Source organism: Streptomyces sp. NPDC001270 (genome assembly GCF_042896695.1).
In the GTDB taxonomy this organism is placed as follows: Bacteria; Actinomycetota; Actinomycetes; order Streptomycetales; family Streptomycetaceae; genus Streptomyces.
The window spans coordinates 19,552-43,019 of sequence record NZ_JBIAXM010000021.1; the positions used below are offsets into that span (position 1 = coordinate 19,552).

Below are 23,468 nucleotides of genomic sequence, written 5' to 3' on the forward strand. Positions count from 1 at the left end.
TCACCCGTGCCGCGAGGCAGACTGGCCGCATCCGGCTTCCGCTGAGGCCGGAGGCGGGGTACTCACCCGTACCGCCGTACCGGACACGGAAAGGCATGCCACGCATGAGCGGGTCGCAGCTCTGGGACGACGTCGACTTCTACTTCTCCAGCCACCTCTCACCGGACGACGAGGCGTTGCAGGCGGCCCTGCGCGAGAGCGATGCCGCCGCCCTCCCGCACATCGGCGTCACCGCGAGCCAGGGCAAGTTCCTGCAACTCCTCGCGCAGATCCAGGACGCCCGGAACATCCTGGAGATCGGCACGCTCGGCGGCTACAGCACCATCTGGCTCGGCCGCGCCCTGCCCGCCGACGGCCGGCTGATCTCCCTGGAGTACAGCGCCAAGCACGCCGAGGTCGCCACCCGCAACATCGCCCGCGCCGGTCTGGACCGGGTCGTCGAGGTGCGGGTGGGTCCGGCGCTGGAGTCGCTGCCCAAGCTCGCCGACGAGAACCCGGCCCCCTTCGACCTGGTCTTCATCGACGCCGACAAGGTCAACAACCCGCACTACGTGGAGTGGGCGCTGCGCCTCACCCGGGCCGGCAGCCTGATCGTCCTCGACAACGTCGTCCGCGGTGGGCGCGTGCTCGACGCGGAGAGCCGCGAGCCGGACGTCCTGGGCACCCGCGCCGCCATCGAACTCATCGCCACCCACCCGAGGCTCACCGGCACGGCGCTCCAGACGGTGGGCAGCAAGGGCTACGACGGCTTCGCGCTCGCCCGCGTACTGCCGTGACCGCCGTGCGGAGCCGGCCGCCCGGACGCTACGCCTCGTGGTAGAAGCCCACATTGACCGTGCGCGGGCCGGTGCGGTCCTGGATGACGACCTCGCCGGCGCCGCCCCGCGGCAGCGCCACGCTCGCGCCGTACTCGATGCTCTGGGCGTACTCCCCGACCGTCAGCCGCACCACGGAGGACGGATCGGGCTGCGAGCCGCGCAGCCAGGTCACCTGCCAGCCGCCGTCCGGCCCGCACAGGAACTCCAGGTGCACCCGGGAGACGAACAGCCAGTCGTCGGGCGTGGCGAGCCGGCACACGGCCCGGTCGCGCCCCACGCGCAGCACCGCGCCCGGTTCGCTCGGCGCGTCGGCCAGGGCCATCCCGGCCGTGGCGCCCGCTTCGGTCCCGGAGACGGTGGCCATGGTGAGTTCGAGCACGTGCGTTCCCCCTGAGGTGATCATGTTCGTTCCGAAGTGCGCCGGTGGCAGCGGGCGAATGATAAATCGCCCGGCCGTGATGCGTGCGCCGTCCGGCACAATGGACGCATGACCGAACGAAAGCCACCGGGTATCCCGTTCGAGTCCTGGGTCGACAAACAGATTCACGACGCGCAGGGGCGCGGCGAGTTCGACGGACTCACGGGTGCCGGCAAGCCGTTGCCGCAGGACGTTTACGCCACGTACGACGAACTGTGGTGGGTCAAGCGCAAGATGGTGCGCGAGGGCCTGGCCCTGCTGCCGCCCGCCCTGGCCCTGCGCAAGGAGGCGGAGGACGCGCTCGCGGCGGCCCTCGCCGCCCCCTCGGAGCGGATCGCGCGGAAGATCATCACCGAGGTCAACGTCAAGATCCGCGACATGATGTTCAAGCCGCCGCCGGGTCCGCCGCTCGGCAAGAAGCCGTACGACGTCGAGGAGGTCGTACGGGAGTGGCAGCGGCGCAGGACGACGCGGGAGACGTAGGCCGGAAACGGCGTGCAACCCGGTCGGCACGGGCGTCCCGCTCCCCGGCAGCAGACCGTAGGGCGCCGCACCGGTCGCGCCGTCGAAGGTGACACCGGTGAAATCGACGTCGTGGCCCTGCCAGAAGTGGCTCGGCCGCCGCGTCAGGTGAACTTCGGCACGAGGCCACGGCATCGGCCGCTGCCTCAGGTGAACTTCGGCGCGGGTCCGCTCGACGGCTGCTCCCGCCGCGAACCGCACATCTCGTCGGTGAGCACCTTCACCAGCCGGTCCAGGTCGGTGGGCCGGTCCGGTCCCCACCAGTCGCCCAGCAGCTCGGCCAGCGAGTCCTCACGGGCCCGGGCCAGCCGTTCGGCGACGTGGCGGCCCCGGTCGGTCAGGTACAGGCCGAGTCCGTCACGCACCGCGAGGCGCCGCTCCTCGATCTGGCGGGCGGCGTCCATGACCACGCCCAGCGTCACGAGCCCGCTCTCGGCGAGCACGCCGGGCTCCACCGACCCGTGCTTCCGTATCCGCAGCAGCAGCCAGCTCGCCCCGGGCAGCAGGTCGTACCCGGCCCGCTCGGTGATCTTCCGATACGTCTCCCGCCGCCCCTCGCGGGTGCCGAGCAACGACAGCGCGCGGCACACCTCGTCGTACGACGACCGCTGGACCGGGTTGGAGGCGAGCGTCTGCGTCCCTTCCGGCGCCGTCACCGAGGCGCGCAGCCGGTCCTCCTTGAGGAACCACGCCAGCGCGAAGCCGAGGAGCGCGACCGGCGCCGCGTACAGGAAGACGTCCGTGATGGAGGTCGAGAAGGCGTGCAGGGCCGCCGGGCGCAGCGGCGGCGGCAGGCCGCCGATGTCACGCGGGTCGGCCTGGAGCGAGTGCACCGTGATGCCGGGCGGGAGGTGCACGCCCCGGAAGGCGGTGCCCAGTTCGACGGCGAGGCGGCTCGCGAAGACCGTGCCGAAGATGGCGACGCCGAACGAGGCGCCGATGGAACGGAAGAAGGTCGCGCCGGAGGTGGCGACGCCGAGATCCTCGTAGGAGACCGCGTTCTGCACGATGAGCACGAGAACCTGCATGACCAGGCCGAGGCCCAGGCCGAGGACGAAGAAGTACGTGCTCATCACGGCCGTGGAGCTGTGCTCGTCGAGGCGGTGCAGCAGGAGCAGCGCGATCGTGGTGACCCCGGTGCCCGCGATCGGGAACACCTTCCAGCGGCCGGTGCGGCTGACGATCTGGCCGGAGACGGTCGAGGACAGCAGCAGGCCCGCCACCATCGGCAGCATGTGCACACCCGACAGGGTCGGCGAGATGCCGTGCACGACCTGGAGGAACGTGGGCAGGTAGGTCATCGCGCCGAACATCGCGAAGCCGACGATGAAGCTGATGAGGGCGGCGAGCGTGAAGGTGTGGATGCGGAAGAGTTTCAGCGGCAGGACGGGTTCGGCGGCTCTGCGTTCCACCCGGACGAAGACCCCGGTCAGGGCGGTACCGAGCACGGCGAGGGCGATGATCTGGGGCGAGTTCCAGGCCCAGGTGGTGCCGCCGAGCGAGGCGACCAGCACCAGGCAGGTGGCGACCGCGGCGATCAGGAAGGTGCCGAGGTAGTCGATGACGTGCTGGGCCCTCAGGCGCGGGATGTGCAGGGAGGTGGCGATCACGGCGAGGGCGACGACGCCGAGGGGCAGATTGACGTAGAAGACCCAGCGCCAGCTCAGGTGCTGGGTGAACAGGCCGCCGAGCAGCGGTCCGAGCACGCTGGTGGTGCCGAAGACCGCGCCGAACAGCCCCTGGTAACGGCCGCGGTCGCGGGGCGGGACGAGGTCCCCGACGATCGCCATCGACAGCACGATCAGACCGCCGCCGCCGAGGCCCTGGAGGGCCCGGAAGATGATCAGCTGGGGCATGTTCTGGGCCACGCCGCACAGCGCGGAGCCGGCCAGGAAGATCACTATCGCGAGCTGGAAGAGTCTCTTGCGGCCGTACTGGTCGCCGAGCTTGCCCCACAGCGGGGTCGCGGCGGTCGAGGCCAGGAGGTAGGCGGTGACCACCCAGGACAGGTGTTCAAGGCCGCCGAGGTCACTGACGATGGTGGGCAGTGCGGTGGACACGATGGTCTGGTCGAGCGAGGCGAGCATCAGTCCGAGGAGCAGGGCGCCGATCGGGACGAGGACGTTGCGGACGGCGCCCGCCGCGTCCCTGGCGTCCTGCGTGGAGCCATGTGTGTCCAGCGCCATGGGACCTCCCGGGCTCTCGTGACACCCTTCCATCGTGAACGTTTTCACCCGGTATGGCCTGTTGTGAATCCTGACGGGCGGCTACTGAATGTGACGCTCCGCGGGGATCCTGGGGTTCTCGGGCTACGAGGGGACGGCCGGGGACCTTCGACGGCTACAGGGTGCCCACGGCGGCCTGCTGGAGCCTGGGGACTGCCCGCGGGGGCCCACAGGGGCGCCGCGAGGGGGCTTCCGTGCGGCAGATGTGTGGGAGGTCTGCATAATTTCTGGAGATCGCACGGGGAAGCGAAGGGAGGGGACGCACACATGACGGATCCGGAGGGCAGCCCGTGCCCGGAGTGCGGGACGCCACGGAAGGCCGACAACACGCCCGCGTGTCCCTGCGGCCCGCGGGCCGCCGACGCCCTGCTCGCCACCCGCACCGCCGAAGCCGCGGCGGCGGAGGACTTCAATCCCTTGCGGATACGGCCGTACGTCGACCTGGAGGGCAACGCCGACGCCGCCACGGGGGCGGCGCCGAGCAAGGGTCCGGATGCCGGAGTGGGCGCGGGTGCCGGAGCGGGTGCGGAAGCCGACGCCGGTGCGGAAGCCGACGCCGGTGCGGAAGCAGGCGCGGATACGGGTACGGGTACGGTGCCTGGCGCGGATGGTGAGGGCGAGGCCACCGCGGAGCCGCGGCAGGTCGGCGGTGCCGGGGATGCCACCGCACCCCGGGGTGCCGACGCCACCATGGAACTGCGTCGGGCCGAGGCCGCCCCGAACACGACGCTGCCCACCCCGCTGGCCCCCGCGGCCACCGAGCCGAGCGCGGCCGACCTGCACCTGTTCGCGCCGGGGCGGGACGAGCCGGACGACGGCACCTCGGCGGCCGAGGGATACGACGACGCCTCGACGGCCGGGGGAACGGCACCGCGCCGCCGCTACCGCCGTACCGTCCTCCTCTCGGTCGTCTCGGCGGCGGTCGCCACCGTCGCGGTGGCCGGCTTCGCGAGCGGGCTGTTCTCCTACGACACGCCGACCCGGGACGGGGCGGCACCCGAGGACGTACGGGCGGGCGTGCCGGAGCCGACGACCGACCCGGCCACCACGAAGGCGGCCACGGCCCCCACCACCGCACCCCCGCCCGGTGCCACCCCCTCCGCGCCGTCCCCCACCACCTCGCCGACCGCGTCCCCCAGCGCCTCGGCGACACCGTCGAGCCCGGCCCCCTCGGCCACCCCGTCCCGCCCGCCCGAGGCGACCCGCACGACGACGGCCACGGCCACCGCGGTGGCCACACCGCCCGCCCCGGGCCCGGTCCTGCGGCGCGGCGACCACGGACCCGAGGTCACCGAACTCCAGCTCCGCCTCAAGCAGTTGAACCTCTACTGGGGCGACGCGAACGGCCGCTTCGACAAGCAGGTGGAAGACTCCGTACGCAACTACCAGTGGGCCCGTGGCGTCCGCTCGGACGAGTCCGGGGTCTACGGCCCGGCCACCCGGGCGAGCCTGGAATCGGAGACCTCACAGCCCTGAGCCCCCGCACCACCCGCCCCGCCCCCGGAGCCGGGCTCACTCGCTCCCCACGGCAGGTCCCACCGGGTCTCGCCCGGTCTCACCCGGTCTCCGGGGACACGGGCGGCTGCTCGTGCGCGTGCTTGAGCCCCATCCGCGCGTCCACCCGCTCCGCCGCCGCGATCTCCGCCCAGAAGCGGTGCGTACTGACGAACACCGCCAGCTCGTGCTCCCGCTGCCGCAGCTTCTCCACCTCGGCCTGCTCGTCGTCCGTCCAGCCCGGGGAGGCGGCCCGCTCGACCTTGCGCCAGCTCTGGTCGTCACTGAAACCGTCCAGCGGCTCGACCGACCAGGGCAGCCGCTTCAGCAGGGCCGACAGCTCGGCCCGGACCTGATGCAGCTCCTCCTGACCGGCGAGCAGGTCACTCGGAAAGTCATAGGTCGTAGCCACGCGGCAATGCTACGCCTGTTCGATTTTGGGATGCGAGCCGCTTCCGTCACTTCGGGCCGTCCGGCGGTGCGCCGGTGATCCGCGAGGTGCCGGTGGCCGCGGGCCGTGGTCCCGGCCAACGGCCCCGCCCAGGACGGCGCGGACGCGGGCGGGTGCGGGAGACTGGGCGCATGTGCCGGAGTATCAAGACCCTGCGTCCGCCCGTACTGCCCGAAGAGGCCACGGAGGAGGAGATCCGCGCCGCGGCGTTGCAGTACGTGCGGAAGGTCTCCGGGTTCCGCGCGCCCGCCGCGCACAACCAGGAGGTGTTCGACCAGGCGGTCGACACGATCGCGCGCGCGACCGACGAACTCCTCGCGGGCCTGGAGGTCCGCGGCGCAGCCGCCCGTCGAGCGGGCTGAGCGCCCCCGTCCGTACCTCGGGCGTGGGCCTGTCGTCGGCGGCCAGCCGGATCGGCGCCGCGCTCGGCACGTTCCTGCTGCCGATCTCGCTCGACCACCTGGGTCTGAGCTGGTCGACGACGCCCCGACGCGCAACGGCCCACCCGACCGCACGCTCAACGCACCCCGCTCCCCCACCCCTCCCGTTCCTCCCCCGCCGCCTCCCGGTCCTCCCGCCCCTCCCCGGCCGCCCGGCCCTCCTCGTTCGCCCGGTCGATCTCCGCCATGTGGTCCTCGGCCCACGTCCGCACCACGGCGAGCGCACGTTCCAGGGAGAGGCCGAGGCCGGTGAGCCGGTAGTGGACGCGGGGCGGGACGGACGGCTCGACCCGCCGTACGACCAGACCGTCCCGGGTCAGGTGCTGCAAGGTCACCGACAGCATCTTCTGCGAGACACCCGGCATCCGGCGCTGGAGTTCCCCGAAGCGCACCTCACCGGGGGACGCCTCCGCCAGGACCTTCACCGCCATCGACGTCCATTTCGTACCGATCCGGTCGAGCAGCCGACGCGTCGGACACCCGGGATCGAACAGGTCCCCGCGCCTGACCTGGGAGGTCACCTGAGGCTCACCACCTGAGACAGAAGTACGGTCTTGGACGGCCCACGCTAGTCACCTAACGTCCCCTTGTCACCAATAGTTATTCATGGAGGGGATCATGGCGGAGATCGCGGCGGAGAGGACAGGCAGCCGTAGGGAACCGCACAAGGTGCGGGCGAACGGCGTGGAACTCAACGTGGCCGTCGCGGGCGAGGGCCCCGCCGTGCTGCTGCTGCACGGCTTCCCGCACACCTGGCGGCTGTGGACCCACGTCATCGACGACCTGGCCGCGCGGCACCGGGTGATCGCGCCGGACCTGAGGGGCTTCGGCGACAGCGCCCGTCCCGCGGACGGCTACGACGCGGGCACCCTGGCCGACGACGCCGAGGCGCTGCTCGCGGCGCTCGGCGTGACCTCCGCGGCGGTGGTGGGCATCGACGTCGGCACCCCGCCCGCGTTCCTGCTGGCGATGCGGCGACCCGGCCTCGTGCGGCGGCTGGTGGTCATGGAGTCACTCCTGGGCAGGCTGCCCGGCGCCGAGGACTTCCTGGCCGGCGGCCCGCCGTGGTGGTTCGGCTTCCACGCCGAGCCGGGCCTGGCCGAGTCGGTGCTGGCCGGGCACGAGGAGGCGTACGTCGACTGGTTCCTGGACCGCGGCACGCTCGGGCACGGGGTACGGCCCGACATCCGCGACGCGATCGTCCGCACGTACGCCGGCCGCGATGCGCTGCGCGCCGCCTTCGGCCCCTACCGGGCGCTGCCGGTCACCGCCCGGCAGATCGGCGCCGCCGTGGCCGCGGGGCGGCTGACGGTCCCTACGACGGTGATCGGCGCCCACCCGGTGGGACGCGCCCTCGAACGCCAACTGCGGCCGTACGCCGATGACTTGACGGGCCACGTACTGGAGGACACCGGCCACATCGTCCCGCTGCACCACCCGGACGCGCTGCTGCGCCTGCTGCGCCCCTTCCTCAGTACGCCCTGGTGAACGACGCGGGTGCCCCCGGTCCCACGCGGACCCTCGGTCAGCCCAGGCCCCCGGTCCTACATGGGCACAGGTCCACGCGGACCGCCTGCCTACGCGGGCCGCCGGCGCATCAGATACGCGGCACCGGCACCGGCCCCGAACAGCGCGGCGAGCGAGACGCCCGTGGCCAGCCAGGTGGCGCCCAGCCACTGGGCGCCGAAGTAGCCGAGCGCGACGCTGTACGCGGCCCAGGACAGGCCCGCCAGGGCCGACCAGGGCAGGAAGTCGCGGGCGCGCCGGTGGGCGGCGCCCGCGCAGAAGGAGACGACGGAGCGGCCGGCCGGGGCGAAGCGGGCCAGTATCACCAGGGCGCCGCCGCCACGGGAGAGGGCCGCGCCGAGACGTTCCTGCGCCGCGGTCAGCCGGCGGGAGCGGGCGATGGCACGGTCCAGGCGTTCTCCGCCGCGCCAGGCCAGGCGGTACGCCACCAGGTCACCGAGGACGGACGCGGTGGCCGCGGAGAGGATCAGGGCGAGCATGTCGGGCATGACGTGCAGGAAGTGCCCGGTCGCCGCGCCGGCCGCCGTCGTGGTGGCGGCCGTGATCACCAGTACGCCGCTGGGCAGCACCGGCAGGAAGACATCGAGCAGTACCGAGAGGGCCACCATGGCATAGATCCATGGACCGGCGGTCAGTGACCCCAGACTCTCCTGCACGACGACTCCCCGATGCTCCCCCGGACGACAGCCACACAGCGTACGCGGCGGATGTGACAGCAGGGACACGGGGTACCGAAGAGGTCATGGGCACGCGACGACACCCCTCCCCGCGCGAACCGGACGTTCCCGAACCGGACGGCAGGGAACCGGGCAAGACGGTCATGTCCGCCGCGCCGGGCCCACCGGAGAGGAACCTGGCTCCGCGCTCGGCCACGGTTTCCCTTCCGAGTCCGCCGCCGTGCGCAGCACCGCTCGTGCCACCGCGTCCGCGTCGGACAGGGTGACCGAGTCCACCCCGGGCCGGGCGCCCGCCGCGGTGACCCAGTGCACCCCTTCGGTGGGCACCCCGAAGGCGAACCGCCGCGGGTGCGGCGTGCCGCGACGGTCCCTCAGGCGGTACGGGCGGCCCGTCACGTCCAGACCTCCGGTCTGGTAGCCGTCGACGGTGTGCGGGCGGCAGTCGCCGGTCCGCAGCAGCCGGGCCAGCAACTCGTCGGCGGTGCGGCGCAGATCGGGTTCCGGGAGGCGGGCCTCTATGAGCGTCGTCACCCGCACCGTCGAACCCGGCACGTCCGGTGAGTGCGCGGTCCACGCCCCGTCCGTACCGCGCACCTCCAGCCGCGGCCCGAGCACGTCCACCACGTCCGCGTCGAGCAGTGCGGCCAGTTCCTCGATGCGCCGGCGGGGCGGGCCGATGGAGAGGAAGGCGTTGAGCGGGGTGTACCAGCGGTCCAGGTGGTCCCGGCGGGAGGCACCGGCGAGGCCGCCGTGGTCGACCACGAGCCGTATCTCGTTGCGCAGGTCGCGGAGCACGTCCAGGGCCGCCTTCAGCGGTCCGGCGACGTTGCCGAGGGCGGCCTGCGCGGCGTCCTCGCGCAGGTACGCCCGCAGCCAGGTCCGCCACTCCTCCCGGTCGGCGAACTCCCGCCCCGTGTGCGGCCGGGCGATCCGCTCCCAGGACCAGCGGTCGGCGGCCGGCACCCCGAACTCGTCGAGCAGCAGGGCCTCCGCCGGGTCGCCGTGCGGCACGGCGAGGAACCGCTCGGCGAAGTCGGGGCGGCGGGTCAGCGCGCCGTAGTAGACCGCCTCCACCTCCTTGGCCACCAGCGGCCATATCTCCGTCAGGAAGTCCGGCGCCTCCCCGGAGTCCGCGCGTTTGCGGAAGCCCGCGATCGCCTCCGGGGTCAGCACGCGCGGGGTGTGTCTGCCGTACGGGCCCTTCGCGTTGTCGCCGCGCGCCTGGTAGGGGATGCCGCGCCGGGAGCCGGCGTACAGGCGTGGTTCGTCGCCGGAGGGGGTGTAGCGCAGGGTGCCGTCGGCGGTGCGGGTGAAACGGCCGCCCCGGCCGGTGGTCAGCAGGGCCAGGTGGTCGAAGAAGTTGAGGCCGAGGCCGCGCAGCAGCACCGGTTCGCCGGGGGCGAGCGGGGCGAGGTCGACGTCGGCGGGGTTGGCGGGCGGTATGTGACGCAGGCCGTGGCGTTCGGCGTGGGCGGCGAGTTCCCGTCGCGTCCCGTCCTCGGCCTCCGGGAGGTGGCCCTGCGCGAGGACCACCGCCGACAGTCCTTCCAGGGTCCGGCCGTCGTCCAGGGTCAGGGTCTGGCGGCCGTCGGGGGCGTCGTCGAGCCGTACGGCGCGCGCCTGGTGCGTCCGCACCTGGACGCCGTCCGGCGCGTGGCGCACGACCTGGGCGAACACCCACTCCAGATAGCGGCCGTAGTGGGCGCGGGTCGGGTACTCGTCCGGACCCAGCTCGCCGTCCGCCCACTCGTACAGGCTGGGGCCGGTCCGGATCGGTCCCGAGCAGTCGACGCTCTCGTCGGTGAACAGCGTCACCTGGCAGGCGACGGTGTTCATCAGCAGTTCCGACGGCTGGGCGGTGCGCCAGACGCGGCCCGGTCCGGGCGGCGCCGGGTCGATCACATGGACCGTCAGGCGGACGCCCGCGGGCAGCAGCTCGGACGCGGAGGCGCAGAGGCGTTCCAGGACACTGGTGCCGCGGGGGCCGGCGCCGACCAGGGCGACGGAGACCGCGGAAGTTTCCTCGGCCGGTGCGGAGGTCGGTGCAGACAAGGGTGGGACTCCCGGACAGGTGGGGCGCAAGGCGGCGGGACGCCCGCGGCGAGCGGACGGTCCGCCTCATCATGCCGCCGCCCGTCACGGAAGCCAACGCGGGCCCCAGAGGTCCCGGTTGTCCCTCGTGTACCGATGAGGACGGAGTTCTCCGCATGACGAGGTCGCGGTACGGCAGTGAAGCGACACGGCATCGAAGGAGTCCGGGCCGCTACCGGACCCGGGGCTGCCTCGTGCCGTTCACCGGCGTCTGCCGGGCCCCGGGCTCGTCGTCCCTGACTGCCCCGGCGCTCCGGCCGACGGGCCGTAAGGGCTGTTCCAGGACGAGTACGCCACCTGGTATCCCGGCTGAGCAGAAGCGGGCGCTGCGATCGTCATCCCCTGCACCCCTGCGACAACGCGTCCACCCCAGGAGGCGGGGCCTGCCACCCCTCCTCGGGATACACGTATCCGCCGTATCCGCCCGCGTAGAGCGCAACCGCATTCACCGGCCCGGACACCGGCCCAGACCAGGAGTCGGGCACCGCGAACGCCGCACCGGCACCGACACCGTAGAAGGAGCCGTCGAGCCCGCTCTGCATCACCGCGTCCGCGTACGGCGGCTGGGGCACGGTGTGCTCCCCGAACCCCTCAAGGCTGAGCAAAGACTTCAGATCATCCTGCACCTGCCGCGCCGTCTCGTATGCCTCCCCGTTCACCCCCTCACGCTCCGCTTTTCCTTCACCTCGTCTTTGGTCAGGTCAACCGAAAGATCAGCGATGAACGACGGCACAGACACACCCGACGGGCCGCTCTCCGGCTGCGGCTCCTTCAGCCGCACCACGACCGGCTTCCGACCCTGACCGAGACTCACCGCCACCTTCAACCCCCACGGCGGCACCTCGGGCCACGTCAACCACCGCCGATAATCCTCATACACACGCTTCGCCACCTCCAGCCGACGCGTCCTCTCCTCAGCACGCCTCTCGTTCTCCTGCTTGCGGTAATGCGGAGTTGCCCGCGACTCCCGCTGCCGTTGCTGCTCCCGTTCGCGGTTCTCCCGATCCGCCCGCCGGTTCCGCACCCCCCGCCCTCTGCCGTTCGCGGTACCCCGGATCCGTCTCCCGTCGCTGCTTCACCCGCGCCTTCTGCTGTTCGCGGTACTCCGGATTCTCCGCATACCGCTCCCGCGCCTCCTTCTGCTCCCGTTCGCGGTGCTCCGGATCCTTCGCCCGCAGGTCGCGCCGCTTTTGGTTCCATCTCTCGCGTCTGGTTCGAGGCCGGTCGTCGTCCGATGGCATATGGGTCCGCATCCCTTCGATCTCCACGTGTTCCCAGCACCACTACAAATCGCCGGCACCACCGTTCGGTTCACCGGTCCGCCCGGCTTTCGTCATGTCATAGGCGTGTGACAGCCGCGTCATGGACGCGGGACGGCACGAACTCGCGGGCCGGAGCGGTCATCAAGAGGACCGTAAGAACGCGGCACCGAGCACCGGGCTGCCCGCGTCCGTCGCCCCGGAAGGAAACCGCCGTGATGAACCATCGTCAGCGCACCACCCTCGCCGCGACCGTCGCGCTCGGCGCGAGCCTGCTGATGACCGCGTGTGAGGGGGGCAACACGTCGTCGGCGCCGACCGGTTCGTCGTCCAGCGTGGCCGCCGTCCCGGGCTCCTCCGCGGCCTCGGGCCGGGCCGGTACCTCGGCGCCCGGCAGCGCCGGAAACAGCGGCAACGGCGGTTCGGCGTCCTCCGGCGGCAAGACCGCGGGAAGCGGCTCGTCGGACAGTTCCGGTACGGACAGTTCCGGTACGGACAGTTCCGGTACGGACGGCGTCGACACCGCCGGGGACAAGACCGGCTACGGGCAGGAGTGCGGTACGAACGACATCTCCTGGAGCGCGACCACCGAGACCCAGGCCGGCGGCTACTTCTTGATCAAGGCCATGGCCAAGCCCGGTATCACCTGCGTCATCCCGGCCCAGTTGCCGGTCGTGGCCTTCGGCTCGGACGGTACGCAGGCCGAGAACGCCGAGCAGTCCGCGGGCCAGCCGATCACGCTGAAGGGAGGGGTCGCCGCCTACGCCGCCGTGAACCCGAAGACCACCAACAACAACGACGGCGTGGAGTACCAGGACCTCATCGTCAGCGTCGCCCAGAACGACCCGAACCCGGAGTCCCTGAACGTCGGCTCCTTCGTCGAGGACAAGCCGGTCGTCAGCAGCTGGCACACGTCCGCCGCCGAGTCGTACGCCGTCTTCACGAACTGAGGCAGTTTTGCACGCGGACAGTCCGCACTCCGGGATTCGTACCGCCGCGCACCCGTTGCAGACGGCGCGGGCGGTCGGACGCCCACCACTGCCCGACCCGGCCACAGCCGAGAGCCCCGCCGCACTTCCGTCATCGGCGGATGCGGACGGGGCTTTCGCCTGCGTGACGCCCCATAGCACGTCGTCACCTGCTCCGGCCGTTCGATCCACTCTGCGAGGGTCCCTTGCTGCGGAGATGAGGCTGGCCAGGGACGCCATTCGGCTGGGACGAAGAAGTTCGCGATACGCGAGAATTGATATTCAGGCCCGCCAGCGCTCGCGCCACTATTGAGTTTGAATTCTGGTTGGCGGGCGGGCGGTTCTGTACTTGCGACGCGGATTGCCTCTCGGACTGTGGGGCCACGGTCTGCGCTACTGCCGACTGCTCGACGGCACCCCGTGCAGCCGCGCCGTAAAACCGTTTATCGACCTCCATCCACTTGCCGAGAGCATTGCGCACCGCAGAAAACGCCTCATTAAAATCCTCAAGCCTGCTTTTCTCCTGCGGGTACATGCGCACGCGTTTCGCGACGAATTCGAAGACGGGCAGAGTGCTGCGGTAATTTTCATACGCCATCTGCCAATCCGTGTCACGGCGCCCGTTACTTGCCAGCAGCCTTTCGCGGTTCTTCTCAGCCGCTTCCCCCCAATCAGTGTAGAGGTCTGATGCATCGAATCTCCCGTCAGGAACCATTTTCGCCGGCATCCCGGACTGTGGGGTCACGGTCTCCGCTACTGCCGATTGCTCGGCTGCGCCCCGTGCAGCCGCGTCGTGCCCTTGATAGAACCGTTTATCGACCTCCATCCACTCACCGAGAGCATTGTCCACCGCAGAAAACGCCCCGTTGAAAGCCTCAAGCCCGCCGTCCTTCTGCGGATTTATGCTCACATCACCCGCAGCGGAAACGAAGGCATGCAGCGACATCAGGTAATTCTCATACGTCTGCCATGCTTCTTCGCTGAGTCCTCTCAAATCAGGAGATTTATTTTCGGAATTGTAATCCCGGGCACGCTGCCTGCTGCTTTCAAGCAGCCTTGCGAAATTCTTCTCAGCCGCTATCCTCCAATCAGCATAGAGACCTGATGCATCGAATCTCCCGTCAGAAACCATTTTCGCTGGCTCTCCAATGTATTGGCGTCGGCGGAGACCAGGGAAGTGCCGCGCGTACCACCCGCCGCTCGGGGCCGCCGGCTCCATGTGAACCTTGCACAGGGGACAACGTCTCGGCGAGGGGACCGGTTCAACCGGCCGACGGGGCAGCCGTCTTGGTGCGCGACCGCGTCATAAACGAGTGCGGGCGGTGCCCGGTTGATCGCATGGACACGCCAGACGGACGCCCGTGTGGGAAAGGCAACGCGGGCCCCACACGTCGTCACCTGCTCCGGGGAGATCCGTTCGATCCGTTCTGCGGGAATCCATTGTTGCGGCGGTGGCTATAAGGTTGCTCGGGGACGCCGTTCTGCCGGTGCGACGGTCCAGCCCCAGGGCGGCCCTGACCGGCGTACCTGGCCACGGCGGCATTGCGGGTAGCACGCCATTTTGCACCCCCGCACGCTGTTCTCGACTATTCACTGGACGTGGTGGGAGCGTTTCTCCAAAGGGGAGGTTGCTGTCTGCGTCCAACGCCAGACCACTTACGTGCAGACGGTTCCTGATGTCCTGCGGAACATCTGTCATGCCCCAAGACTGTAGGCCAGAGATACTTCTGCCCAGACCGTACTGCTCACCGCTGGCCAGCGTCTCCCTATGCGTGTCATGCACTTCATAGTAGGTACGTCGAGGAGCTTCACCGCGGCCTCTGCGAGTCTCCTCGTAGTTACTTGGATTTCGCAAGTAAAGCTCTAGGGCCTCACTGAGCCGCGACATGCCATACGCATGTGCTTGCCCGCTCGCATTATCTTGCCCGCTCCCCCAGTCCGAAAATCCACCCATGGTACCGTCAGATTCCACTCTGTGGGGCATAGTCGCCGCTCTCCTTCCGGTTCTCTGGTGTTCATCAATGATCCGAATTCCGGATGATGGCGAAGACCGGGATGTGCCGCGCGTGCCGCTCATCACCTCGGGCCTGCCAACTCCGCGTGAACGTTGCATAGGGGACAACGTCCCGGCGAGGGGGCCGGTTCAACCGGCCGGCGAGGCAGTCGTCTTGGTGCACGACCACGTCACCCAGCAGCAGCGAGGCAGTGAGCCGCAACAACCGGAAAGCCCCGCCGACATCTAGGTTCAGACGCGGCAACGCCGGGTCGATCACATCGAACCGTCAGACGGACGCCCGTGCGGACGCGAACGAGGGCCCCGCACGCCGTCACCTGCTTGCGGAAGATCCGTTCGATCCGTTCCGCTGGAATCCATTGTTGTGGTGGCGCCGGCTAGGAGGCTGACCGGAGACCCCATTCTGCGGGTGCGACGGTCCAGCCTCAGGACGGCCCTGACCGGCGTTCCTGGCCACGGAGGCGTTCACGGGCAGCGCGGCATTCGGCACCCCCGCAGGCCGCCCTCGCACAATTTCTGGACGTGGGACTGTTTGTCCAGGCTCGCGGTCACTGAACGCGTCCAGCAGCAGACCGGTTTCATGCAGCCGGTCCCTGAGATGCTGCGGAAAAGCCAGTATGCCGAGACGCTCAGCAACAGCAAGTTGCCGGCTCAGATCGTACGACATGCCGTTAGGCAGCGCTACTGTATGATTCTGGGGCAGGTCATAGAGACGCCCAGCAGCATCACGGTTTCCTGGATTACTCAAGTAAGCTTCTACTCCCGTACTGAGTTGTCTCATGACATAGTTAGCCAGTGAGTCGCTCGCATCATCTTGATAGATGGCCTGGGAAAATCCCTCCGGGGTCCCGTCAGGTTTCACTCTGTGAGGCACGGTCGCCGCTCTCCTTCCGATTCTCTGGTGTTCATCAATGATCCGAATTCCGGATGACGGCGAAGACGGGGATGTGTCGCGCGTGCCGCCTCTCAGTTCGGGCCTGCCAACTCCGGGTGAACCTTGCACAGGGGACAACGTCTCGGCGAGGGGATCGGTTCAACCGGCCGGCGGGGCAGCCATGTTGGTGCGCGACCGTTTCACGGGCGGGTCCGTGCGGTGCCGAGTCGATGACATAGATCTGTCAGACGGACGCCCGTGAAGAGAAGAAAACGCGGACCCCGCACCACTTCATCTTCACCTGCTCGGTCCGCTCCGCGAGGATCTACTCTGGGCGCTATTCGGCGAGTACGCCGGAGATCCCGGTCCTTGAGGTCCTGCACGTCGCGCATTACCTTGACCCGCACCCAACTCACCCGAGGAGGGTTGCCCATCCCCACCATGTGGGCCGGATTGCGGATCCTGACGCGCATGCCTGGCCACATCGACGTTCGCATCGGACGTGGTTGGTATAAATATAGGTCTGGGTACTGAATCCAGGTGGGGGAAATTACTGCCTGGGTCCCGTACCAGACCAGTTCGGTGCAACCGGTCCCTGATCGCCTGCGGAACCCCTCGCATGCCGTTTTCCGCCAGGTTATGGATTTGTCGACCCAGATTGTATACTGTGTTACCGCCAAGCGAAACGAAATGACTCTCCAGCGGTCCATAGAGACGCCCCGAAGAATCATAATTCCCTTCATTATCCAGGTATCTGTCCAGCGCCTCCCCCATTAGGCGCCAAGCCTGCGCTGCTTGCTCCGCATTCGGTGCTTGCTGCGCGGGGCGCTGCCGGGGCCGTGCGGCCGCGGCGTGTACCCTTGCCGCCGGCTGGGTCGCGTCCCGAAGATCCAGAGTCTTTTGCATCGCTTCGTGGAACGCTGTCGCATGAAACACCCACCTGCCGTGGGCTTCCTTATGCCGATGCACAGCGTTTTCGTATTCCCCGCGCCACTCCGGATCATCACGCCATGCCACCTCGGCACCACGGAGTTGCCGTTCGGTCGACTTGTAAGTTCTTTCCGCCTCATGTGCAGCTTCGCACAGGCGCTCCAATTCACGAGACCAATTGTCTCGGAGGTAACCCTCGTAGTGCCGCTGGAGAGTTCTCATCCGCCGTGGACTATCAGCTTCTGACTGCCCGGAACTGATGAAATCAGTGGAACTGTCGTCGTAATCCATTTTCCCTGGCTCTCCTTATTCATGACGCCGACGGCGTTGGCGCGGTCGACACCGAGGCAACTACCCCGCCGGGCCCCGCACTCTCTTCACCTGTTCGCGGAATATCCGTTCGATGCGTTCCGCGCGAATCCACCGTTGCCGGGCGGACTGTAGGGCCGGCCGGGGACGCCATTCTGCCGGGGCAACCGTCCAGCCGGTCGGTCCCGACCGGCGTTCCTGGCCACGGCGGCGTTCACGGGTAGCACGCCGTTTTGCGCCCCCGTACGTTGCTCTCGGCCAGTTACTGGACGTGAGAGCGTTTCTCCAAAGGGAAGGTTACTATCTCCGTCGAACGCCAGACCATTTACGTGCAGTTGGTTCCTGATATCCGGCGGAACATCTCGCACGCCCCAAGACTGGAAGTGAGAGATTCTTATGCCCAGAGGGTACTCTTCACCATTGTCCAGCGTCTCCGTATGATTTGCGGACACTGCATAGTAGGTACGGCGAGGAAATCCGTCGCGGTCTCCGCGAGTTTCCACGTAGTTACTTTGATTTCCCAAGTAAAGCTCTAGGGCCTCACTGAGTCCGGGCAGGCCATGCGCATTTATATGCCCACTCGCATTCGCTTGCCCGTCCGCATTCGATTGCCTGCTGTTCCCGGCCGGAAATCCATCCATCATCCCGTCAGATTCAACCCTGTGAGGCATGGTCACCGCTCTCCTTCCGATTCTCTGGTTCATCAATTATCCGAATTCGGGATGATGGCGAAACCGGGGTTGTGTCGCGCGTGCCGCCCCACAGCTCGGGCCGACCCACTCCGTATGGACCTTGCTCAGGGGACAACGTCTCGGCGAGGGGGCTGGTTCAACCGGCCGGCGGGGCAGCCGTCCTGGCGCGCGACCGCGTCATGGAGTGGGCGGGGCCAGGGAGCCGCAGCACCGCGAAAGCCCCGCCGATGCCCTGCTCCGGGCTCGGCGGGGCTTTCGCGGTCGCGGTACCGGCTCAGGCAGGTGCCGAAGCCCCCGTGCCCAGGAAGGCTCTTTCATCTGCGGGGGCCGCCCTGCCTGTTCGGCCGCGATTCATTGCGGTCGTAATAAGGCCGATCGTGGGCGCCATGCGACTGGTGCGACGGAGATCGCGACCCGCTGGCAACGGAATCTTGAGCCGCCAGGCTTCGCATCACTCCCCTCCGCCACTGCTCTATCTGTTGCGTGTTGGACTCCATGTAATTCTCGTAGGCGGCAAGCTGGGCGGGTTGCCACTGATTGTATTCGGCCGCAGCGCGTGCAGCTTCCTGCCGATCCCAATACTTCAGAGTGCCCTTCACTGCTTGTTGGTAGCGTGTCCCGAGACTCACCCACGTGTCAGTACTTTTCTTATGCTGACTCACTGCTTCTCGGTAACCCCGCTCCAACTTCCGCGACCGCTCATCCTTACTCCATGCCTTGAATGCCTCCTTGATTTCCTGTTCGGTCGACCTGAAATTCTCCATCGCCCGCCTTGAATCTTCGCGCATGCTTGCCATGTCGGGAGACATATTGTCGCGAAGGTAAGGCCAGTATTGATGCCCTTTATTATATCCCCACAGCTCGTCGAGTTTGGCTAGCCCAGTCAACTGGTCCGGGGTGTAATATATTCTCCCGGAGTCGTTGGAATCATGGAAGCTTCGGCCGCCAGAGCCCATTTCCGCTGGCTCTCCTTTTTGTTGACGCCGACGGATACCGGGGAAGTGCCGCGTATGCCACCCGCAACTCGGGCCCGCCGACTCCGCGTGAGTCTTGTACAGGGGGACAACGTCCTGGCGAGAGGGCTGGTTCAACCTGGCCCGCAGCGCAGCCGACTTGACACGCGACCGCGCCGAGGAGACAGCGGGACCAGGGAACCGCAGCAACCCGAAAAGCCCCGCCGACGCCCGGCTTCGGGCGCGGCGGGGCTTCCGTGGTCGCGGGTGGGTCAGACGGTACCGAAGTCTCCGGCCTTGACGCCCGCCACGAAGGAGGAGAACGCGTCGGCGGGGAGGCTCAGGGCCGGACCGTCCTGGATCTTGGAGTCGCGGACGGGGACCAGGCCGCGGGAAACGGCGAGGTTGGCGGCGACCTCGACGCAGGCGCCGCCGTTGTCGCTGTACGAGGACGTGAACCAACGCGGGTTTTCGGTCGTCACGAGGTGTCCCTTCCTGACTGACTGATCATGGCCAAGGATTCCGCCTGCGAGCAGGCTTCGGCCTGTAGTTGATGGTAAGCCGTCAGTATTGGTAGTACGAACGCACTATCCCGTTCAAGGTGACCTCGATGGGCGGACTCGGCGTACGACACCAGCGAGCGGTCCGGCAGCGTCAGGATGTAGAGCGGCAGGTTGAACGGACGGCGGGCACCCATGCTGAACGGGGCGACCTGAAGCACCGTGTTCGGCTGATCGGCGAACTCCAGCAGGCGCTCCAACTGAGCCTCCATAACGGCTGGCTCGCCGACAGGCCGACGGATGCAGCTTTCGTCCAGCACCACGAAGACCAGGGGTGAGCGCATCCGGACGAGCGAAGCTTGCCGCGACGCGACGAGTGCCACCCGCTTCTCCGCCTGCTCACTGGTGATGGCCCCCCGCTTCAAGGCGCTCTGCGCGAGCACGGCCGCGTACTCCGGAGTCTGGAGCAGACCGGGGATGACACCGACCTCGTACAGCCGGATCTCCGCCGCGCGCCCCTCGTACTCGACGAACTGCGGGAAGCCCTCCAGCAGTGCCGTCTGCCGGACGGCGCTGCACTGCCGTTCCAGCCGACTGCCCGTACCCAGCGCCTTGTCCGCGCTACGCGCGAAGTGCGGAGTTGGAGAGCGGCGGCCAGTTTCGATGGCCGAAATATGCGTTCCGGAGTAGCCCGACCGTTCTCCCAGTTCGTCCTGGGTCCAGCCGCGCTCGTCTCGTAACACGCGTAAAAGCTGGCCAAATGCGGCCTTGGGTGACCTTTCGGGGTCCAATTCTTTCCTGTTCAACGAACGCGGCCCACCCTCCGTGCAGATAACGCAAGTTGAAGACAATCTCACTGTAGGTCACGCTGATTCCCCTTGGTAGTGGATTCACTACAGAGAGGAGTCGGTCGTGTCCATCAAAAACGACCCTCACCAGCAACAACGCCCTCCGCACGTACCACCCACCGGCACTCTCATGGTGGACGCAGACGAACAAGTCGGCGAATTTCGTGGGGAGTTGGGCGGGCTATGGTACCTGCGCCCTGTAACAGGCGGACGGGAATGGGCCGTTGCCCCAGCCGACGCCCACCCCGCCAGCCCCGCACAGCGGCTACGCGCCGAGACCGCCCGTGCGAACGCGCGCAGCCGAGGTGAGGTGCTGTGACCACCCCCGCCCGCCGCCGCAGGTTCGTCTTCGTCGACTGGCGGCTGCGGCCCGACCTGGACGATGACGCCCCGCCGCTCATCTACGTCCTCCGGTGCCGTGCGCTGCGGGACGACGGCAGCGAGTGTGCGGCGCAGTCGCCGCCCAGCGAGGACCCGGCGCAGCCACAGACCTGGGCGTTCACGCATCTGCGCGAGCGCCCCGAGCACACCGGCTACACCGAGGTCATCGAGCGTCCGTGGGTGATGGGGCGGGAGGGACCGACGTGAGCGCCGGGCCGCCGGAACCCGCCTGCTACTGGGCCGAAGTGCGGGCCGCGGGGCCGGTGTTCGGCACGGACCGGTGCGTGCAGTACGTCCTGGGCACCTTCCGGACCGTCTCCCCGGGGCCCGCACTGCGCTGGCTGCGGAGCGAAGCGCTGCGCGTCGCGGACCGGCTGGATCCCGATCCGGCACGGTCGGTGTGGGTGCGGCCGGCCATGCGAAGGGCGGCCGTACCCGTGCCCGACTGCCCGGCCGAACTGCGCGTGTGGGCCACCGACCCCGACGAGCAGCGCGCCGCCCATGACCGCCTCAGGGGCGGGCGCCCGCTGTTCCTCAGGTTCCCCGACCCGGACTGCACCTTCACTCTCTCCATCTGGCCCGCCCAGTCCCCCGCCCCCGGCGAACCCGACCGGTCGCCGCCCGTGCCGCGGACCCACCGCGTCGGCGGACCGCCGCAGCCACCCTACGTACTCGTCCAAGACCCCCGGAGGTAGCCCGTGCGCCGCCCGACCCCGGCCGAGAGAGCCGCCGCCCGCGCGGCGGCCCGAGCGGACAAGGACACCATCATCGAGCGGTACCGGGCCCGCGAGCCGGTGCGCCGGATCGCCGACGCGTACGGCGTGACACCCGGCTGGCTGGCGCTCCGGCTCGACGAATGGGGTGTTCCGCGCAGGCAGCGCTACGAGGCGCACCTGCACCGCCGCCCCGTCCGACGCGTGTTCCGCGGGCGCATGCCCCGGCGGCCGGCAGCGGACGTACGCGCGGCACGGGCCGAGTTCGTCGCCGCCCGCACGGAGGTGACGACGCGCTACCGGAACGGCGAATCCCTCGCGTCCCTCGCCCGGTCCTTCCACGTCAGTCATGCGTGGATCAGGGAACGGCTGGACGAGTGGGGGGTGCCCCGCCGATGACCCACCACGGCACAGCAGCCGGCATGCCCCGCCGAACCCCCGCGGGCAAGGGATCCACACCCGCACCCGTTCGCGCACCCGCACCCACACCCATCCCAGTCCCCGTCCCCGCCGTCCGGGTCTGCGCGCGCTGCCTGCGGGAGACCGCCGACGCGGTGCTGGTCGAGTGGATCGACACCGGCAGCGGACCCGGGGTCGAGGTGTGGACCTGCCCCCAGCACGTGAGGGGCTACGACCCCGACCGGCTCTCATGACCCGGTGAGGGAGCGGATGACCCGGTGAGGGCGGACTCCGCCACAGTCGTCAGCGTCCCGTCCCGGCGGGCCCGCTCCAGCCGCAGCCGGGCCGAACGCCCGGCCAGCGTCAGCGTCATGAGCTGGTTGCCGAACCACGGGCCGCCCGTCCTGCGCCAGTCGACCGGCGGCCTGGGGCAGCGGCCGTGCCGGGCGAACCGGCGGCCCAGGGCACGGGCCGCCGCGCTCCAGCCGAAGCGGAAGCCGAGCCGGATCGAGAGCGGGATGGAGTTGTGCACCGGGGAGCAGGTGAGCTGGAGGACCCGGGCGTCGGGCGGGCCGGCGGGCCAGGACGGCTCGGCGACGTAGGCGTGGTGGACGTCCCCGGACAGGACGAGGGCCGTCGCCGGGGCCCCGGGTCCGGAACCGGCCTCGGCGAGCAGCGCGGCCAGGGCGGCGAAGGAGTCCGGGAAGGCCGCCCAGTGCTCCAGGTCGGCCCGGCGGCGCAGGTCCTCGCCGAACCGTGCCCAGCGCGGTCCGCGTTCACCCCGGCACAGCGCCGCGTCCCAGGTCTCGGCGTCGTGCACCAGGTGCGGCAGCAGCCAGGGCAGCGAACTGCCGATCAGCAGGTGGTCGCAGGAACCCCGGTCGGCCAGCGCCTGGTCGCGCAGCCAGGCCGCCTCGCCGGGGTCGAGCATCGCGCGGCCGTTCTCGTCGAGCACCCGGGCGGCCCGGGTGTCCACCATCAGCAGCCGGACCCGGCCGAAGTCACGGCGGTAGCTCCAGCGCACCGACGCGGGGTCGGCGTCCGCCTCGGCGGCGAAGGCGCGCAGCAGGTCCGTGCCGTCGGGGGTCCCGCGCACGGCGGCGTACAGCGGGTCGGCGGCGAGTTCGGCCGGGGACAGGTTGCCGAGGTGCTGGTGCACCCAGTACGACATCAGGCCGCTCAGCAGCCGCTCGCGCCACCAGTCGGTGGCCCGCATGTCGGCGAGCCAGGCGGCAGAGGTGTTCCAGTCGTCGATCACGTCGTGGTCGTCGAAGATCATGCAACTGGGCACGGTGGACAGCAGCCAGCGCACCTCGGGGTCGAGCCAGGACTCGTAGTAGAGCCAGGTGTATTCCTCGTAGTCGGCGACCTCGCTGCCCGGCGGATCGTCCAGGCCGCGGCGGGCGGCGATGCGGCGGCGGATCGCGCCGGAGGTCTCGTCGGCGTACACCTGGTCGCCGAGGAGCAGCAGGACGTCGGGCCGCTCGGCGTCGGGGGTGGCGGCCAGCCGGAGGGCGAGCGAGTTCAGGGCGTCGGGGCCGACCCGGTCGTGCCCGTCGGCCGGGGGCGCGGCCCAGCGGCAGGAACCGAAGGCTATGCGCACGGTGTCGTCGGCGGCGGGCGTGCGGATGACCGAGGGCGGGAAGGGCGAGTCGGGCAGCGGCCACACGCGGGTGTCGTCCAGGAACACCTCGTACTCCGGTGCCGTGCCCGGGGTCAGGCCGGTCACCGGGACCAAGGCGTAGTGGTGGCCCGCGACCTGGAAGGTGCGGGCCGTGCCGCCCGCGCCGCCGGCGCAGCGCACCTCGGCCGTACACGGGCGGCTCGCCTCCACCCAGACGGTCGCCGACGAGCGGTCGGCGTACCTCAGCAGTGGTCCCAGGCGCAGTTCGGTCACGATCACCCTCCTCCGTCGTCCCGTACGGTACGGAACGACGGAGGCCGGTGCGGAGCGGTTCCGGTGAT

23 protein-coding genes are annotated in these 23,468 nt (G+C 69.4%); 10 read left to right on the forward strand and 13 right to left on the reverse strand.

All coding sequences use genetic code 11. The features are described 5' to 3' along the window. The first annotated feature begins 104 nt into the window (after positions 1-104). Positions 105-776, forward strand: coding sequence for an O-methyltransferase (locus tag ACFY2B_RS30185; RefSeq protein ID WP_390766235.1), 672 nt, complete (start codon positions 105-107; stop codon positions 774-776). 28 nt (positions 777-804) lie between these two features. Here ACFY2B_RS30185 and ACFY2B_RS30190 read toward each other — a convergent pair whose 3' ends face one another. Beyond that, positions 805-1,197, reverse strand: a complete 393-nt coding sequence (locus tag ACFY2B_RS30190) for a hypothetical protein (protein WP_390766349.1) — start codon at positions 1,195-1,197, stop codon at positions 805-807. A gap of 108 nt (positions 1,198-1,305) precedes the next feature. Here ACFY2B_RS30190 and ACFY2B_RS30195 point away from each other — a divergent pair, with 108 nt between their 5' ends. After that, a complete protein-coding gene (locus ACFY2B_RS30195; protein ID WP_390766236.1) occupies positions 1,306-1,719 on the forward strand; it encodes a DUF1992 domain-containing protein in 414 nt (137 codons plus the stop codon). A 185-nt stretch (positions 1,720-1,904) separates the two neighbouring features. Here ACFY2B_RS30195 and ACFY2B_RS30200 read toward each other — a convergent pair whose 3' ends face one another. Beyond that, positions 1,905-3,944, reverse strand: a complete 2,040-nt coding sequence (locus tag ACFY2B_RS30200) for a DHA2 family efflux MFS transporter permease subunit (protein WP_390766237.1) — start codon at positions 3,942-3,944, stop codon at positions 1,905-1,907. A 306-nt stretch (positions 3,945-4,250) separates the two neighbouring features. Here ACFY2B_RS30200 and ACFY2B_RS30205 point away from each other — a divergent pair, with 306 nt between their 5' ends. Then, positions 4,251-5,459, forward strand: a complete 1,209-nt coding sequence (locus tag ACFY2B_RS30205; RefSeq protein ID WP_390766238.1) for a peptidoglycan-binding protein — start codon at positions 4,251-4,253, stop codon at positions 5,457-5,459. A gap of 79 nt (positions 5,460-5,538) precedes the next feature. Here ACFY2B_RS30205 and ACFY2B_RS30210 read toward each other — a convergent pair whose 3' ends face one another. Next, entirely contained in the window at positions 5,539-5,889 is a 351-nt protein-coding gene (locus ACFY2B_RS30210) for a hypothetical protein (protein WP_390766239.1), read from the reverse strand. Between the two features lie 170 nt (positions 5,890-6,059). Here ACFY2B_RS30210 and ACFY2B_RS30215 point away from each other — a divergent pair, with 170 nt between their 5' ends. After that, on the forward strand, positions 6,060-6,290 hold the full coding sequence (locus tag ACFY2B_RS30215) for a DUF2277 domain-containing protein (RefSeq protein ID WP_390766240.1): 231 nt from the start codon (positions 6,060-6,062) through the stop codon (positions 6,288-6,290). Between the two features lie 155 nt (positions 6,291-6,445). Here ACFY2B_RS30215 and ACFY2B_RS30220 read toward each other — a convergent pair whose 3' ends face one another. Further along, complete coding sequence (locus ACFY2B_RS30220) at positions 6,446-6,889, reverse strand: winged helix-turn-helix transcriptional regulator (protein ID WP_390766241.1); 444 nt, start codon at positions 6,887-6,889, stop codon at positions 6,446-6,448. Positions 6,890-6,986: 97 nt separating this feature from the next. On the opposite strand from ACFY2B_RS30220, the gene ACFY2B_RS30225 reads away from it, so the two are divergent. Beyond that, entirely contained in the window at positions 6,987-7,856 is an 870-nt protein-coding gene (locus ACFY2B_RS30225) for an alpha/beta fold hydrolase (protein ID WP_390766242.1), read from the forward strand. 89 nt (positions 7,857-7,945) lie between these two features. On the opposite strand, the gene ACFY2B_RS30230 is transcribed toward ACFY2B_RS30225, so the two are convergent. The 4 genes from ACFY2B_RS30230 to ACFY2B_RS30245 form a co-directional block, all read right to left on the reverse strand. Then, complete coding sequence (locus ACFY2B_RS30230) at positions 7,946-8,551, reverse strand: DedA family protein (RefSeq protein ID WP_376526032.1); 606 nt, start codon at positions 8,549-8,551, stop codon at positions 7,946-7,948. 162 nt (positions 8,552-8,713) lie between these two features. Further along, positions 8,714-10,624, reverse strand: coding sequence for an FAD/NAD(P)-binding protein (locus ACFY2B_RS30235; protein WP_390766243.1), 1,911 nt, complete (start codon positions 10,622-10,624; stop codon positions 8,714-8,716). 374 nt (positions 10,625-10,998) lie between these two features. Further along, a complete protein-coding gene (locus tag ACFY2B_RS30240; protein ID WP_390766244.1) occupies positions 10,999-11,322 on the reverse strand; it encodes a hypothetical protein in 324 nt (107 codons plus the stop codon). After that, complete coding sequence (locus ACFY2B_RS30245) at positions 11,319-11,555, reverse strand: hypothetical protein (RefSeq protein ID WP_390766245.1); 237 nt, start codon at positions 11,553-11,555, stop codon at positions 11,319-11,321. Before ACFY2B_RS30245 ends, ACFY2B_RS30240 begins: the two co-directional genes overlap by 4 nt. Before the next feature lie 585 nt (positions 11,556-12,140). Here ACFY2B_RS30245 and ACFY2B_RS30250 point away from each other — a divergent pair. Beyond that, on the forward strand, positions 12,141-12,872 hold the full coding sequence (locus ACFY2B_RS30250; RefSeq protein ID WP_390766246.1) for a DUF4232 domain-containing protein: 732 nt from the start codon (positions 12,141-12,143) through the stop codon (positions 12,870-12,872). A gap of 184 nt (positions 12,873-13,056) precedes the next feature. Here ACFY2B_RS30250 and ACFY2B_RS30255 read toward each other — a convergent pair whose 3' ends face one another. The 4 genes from ACFY2B_RS30255 to ACFY2B_RS30270 all read right to left on the reverse strand — a co-directional run bounded on the left by ACFY2B_RS30255 (position 13,057) and on the right by ACFY2B_RS30270 (position 19,968). Further along, positions 13,057-14,022 carry a hypothetical protein gene (locus ACFY2B_RS30255; RefSeq protein WP_390766247.1) on the reverse strand — a complete coding sequence of 322 codons (966 nt, stop codon included), beginning with the start codon at positions 14,020-14,022 and terminating at the stop codon, positions 13,057-13,059. A 4,001-nt stretch (positions 14,023-18,023) separates the two neighbouring features. Then, positions 18,024-18,506 carry a hypothetical protein gene (locus ACFY2B_RS30260; protein ID WP_390766248.1) on the reverse strand — a complete coding sequence of 161 codons (483 nt, stop codon included), beginning with the start codon at positions 18,504-18,506 and terminating at the stop codon, positions 18,024-18,026. 428 nt (positions 18,507-18,934) lie between these two features. Beyond that, positions 18,935-19,144 carry a DUF397 domain-containing protein gene (locus tag ACFY2B_RS30265; protein ID WP_390766249.1) on the reverse strand — a complete coding sequence of 70 codons (210 nt, stop codon included), beginning with the start codon at positions 19,142-19,144 and terminating at the stop codon, positions 18,935-18,937. Further along, positions 19,141-19,968: a helix-turn-helix domain-containing protein gene (locus tag ACFY2B_RS30270; RefSeq protein WP_390766250.1), complete on the reverse strand. Its 828-nt coding sequence runs from the start codon at positions 19,966-19,968 to the stop codon at positions 19,141-19,143. The genes ACFY2B_RS30265 and ACFY2B_RS30270 overlap by 4 nt, the downstream gene beginning before the upstream one ends. 357 nt (positions 19,969-20,325) lie before the next feature. Between ACFY2B_RS30270 and ACFY2B_RS30275 the strand changes: the two genes are divergently transcribed. From ACFY2B_RS30275 to ACFY2B_RS30290, 4 genes are read left to right on the forward strand one after another with little or no spacing between them, the layout of a single operon-like run. Then, a complete protein-coding gene (locus ACFY2B_RS30275) occupies positions 20,326-20,598 on the forward strand; it encodes a hypothetical protein (RefSeq protein WP_390766251.1) in 273 nt (90 codons plus the stop codon). After that, positions 20,595-21,086 (forward strand): hypothetical protein, encoded by a 492-nt coding sequence (locus ACFY2B_RS30280; protein ID WP_390766252.1) that lies wholly within the window; start codon positions 20,595-20,597, stop codon positions 21,084-21,086. Before ACFY2B_RS30275 ends, ACFY2B_RS30280 begins: the two co-directional genes overlap by 4 nt. 3 nt (positions 21,087-21,089) lie before the next feature. After that, entirely contained in the window at positions 21,090-21,503 is a 414-nt protein-coding gene (locus ACFY2B_RS30285; RefSeq protein ID WP_390766253.1) for a hypothetical protein, read from the forward strand. A 23-nt stretch (positions 21,504-21,526) separates the two neighbouring features. Next, a complete protein-coding gene (locus tag ACFY2B_RS30290; protein WP_390766254.1) occupies positions 21,527-21,757 on the forward strand; it encodes a hypothetical protein in 231 nt (76 codons plus the stop codon). Here ACFY2B_RS30290 and ACFY2B_RS30295 read toward each other — a convergent pair. Beyond that, complete coding sequence (locus ACFY2B_RS30295; protein ID WP_390766255.1) at positions 21,733-23,400, reverse strand: alkaline phosphatase D family protein; 1,668 nt, start codon at positions 23,398-23,400, stop codon at positions 21,733-21,735. The two genes, ACFY2B_RS30290 and ACFY2B_RS30295, sit on opposite strands and share 25 nt — an antisense overlap. Between the last annotated feature and the right edge of the window lie 68 nt (positions 23,401-23,468).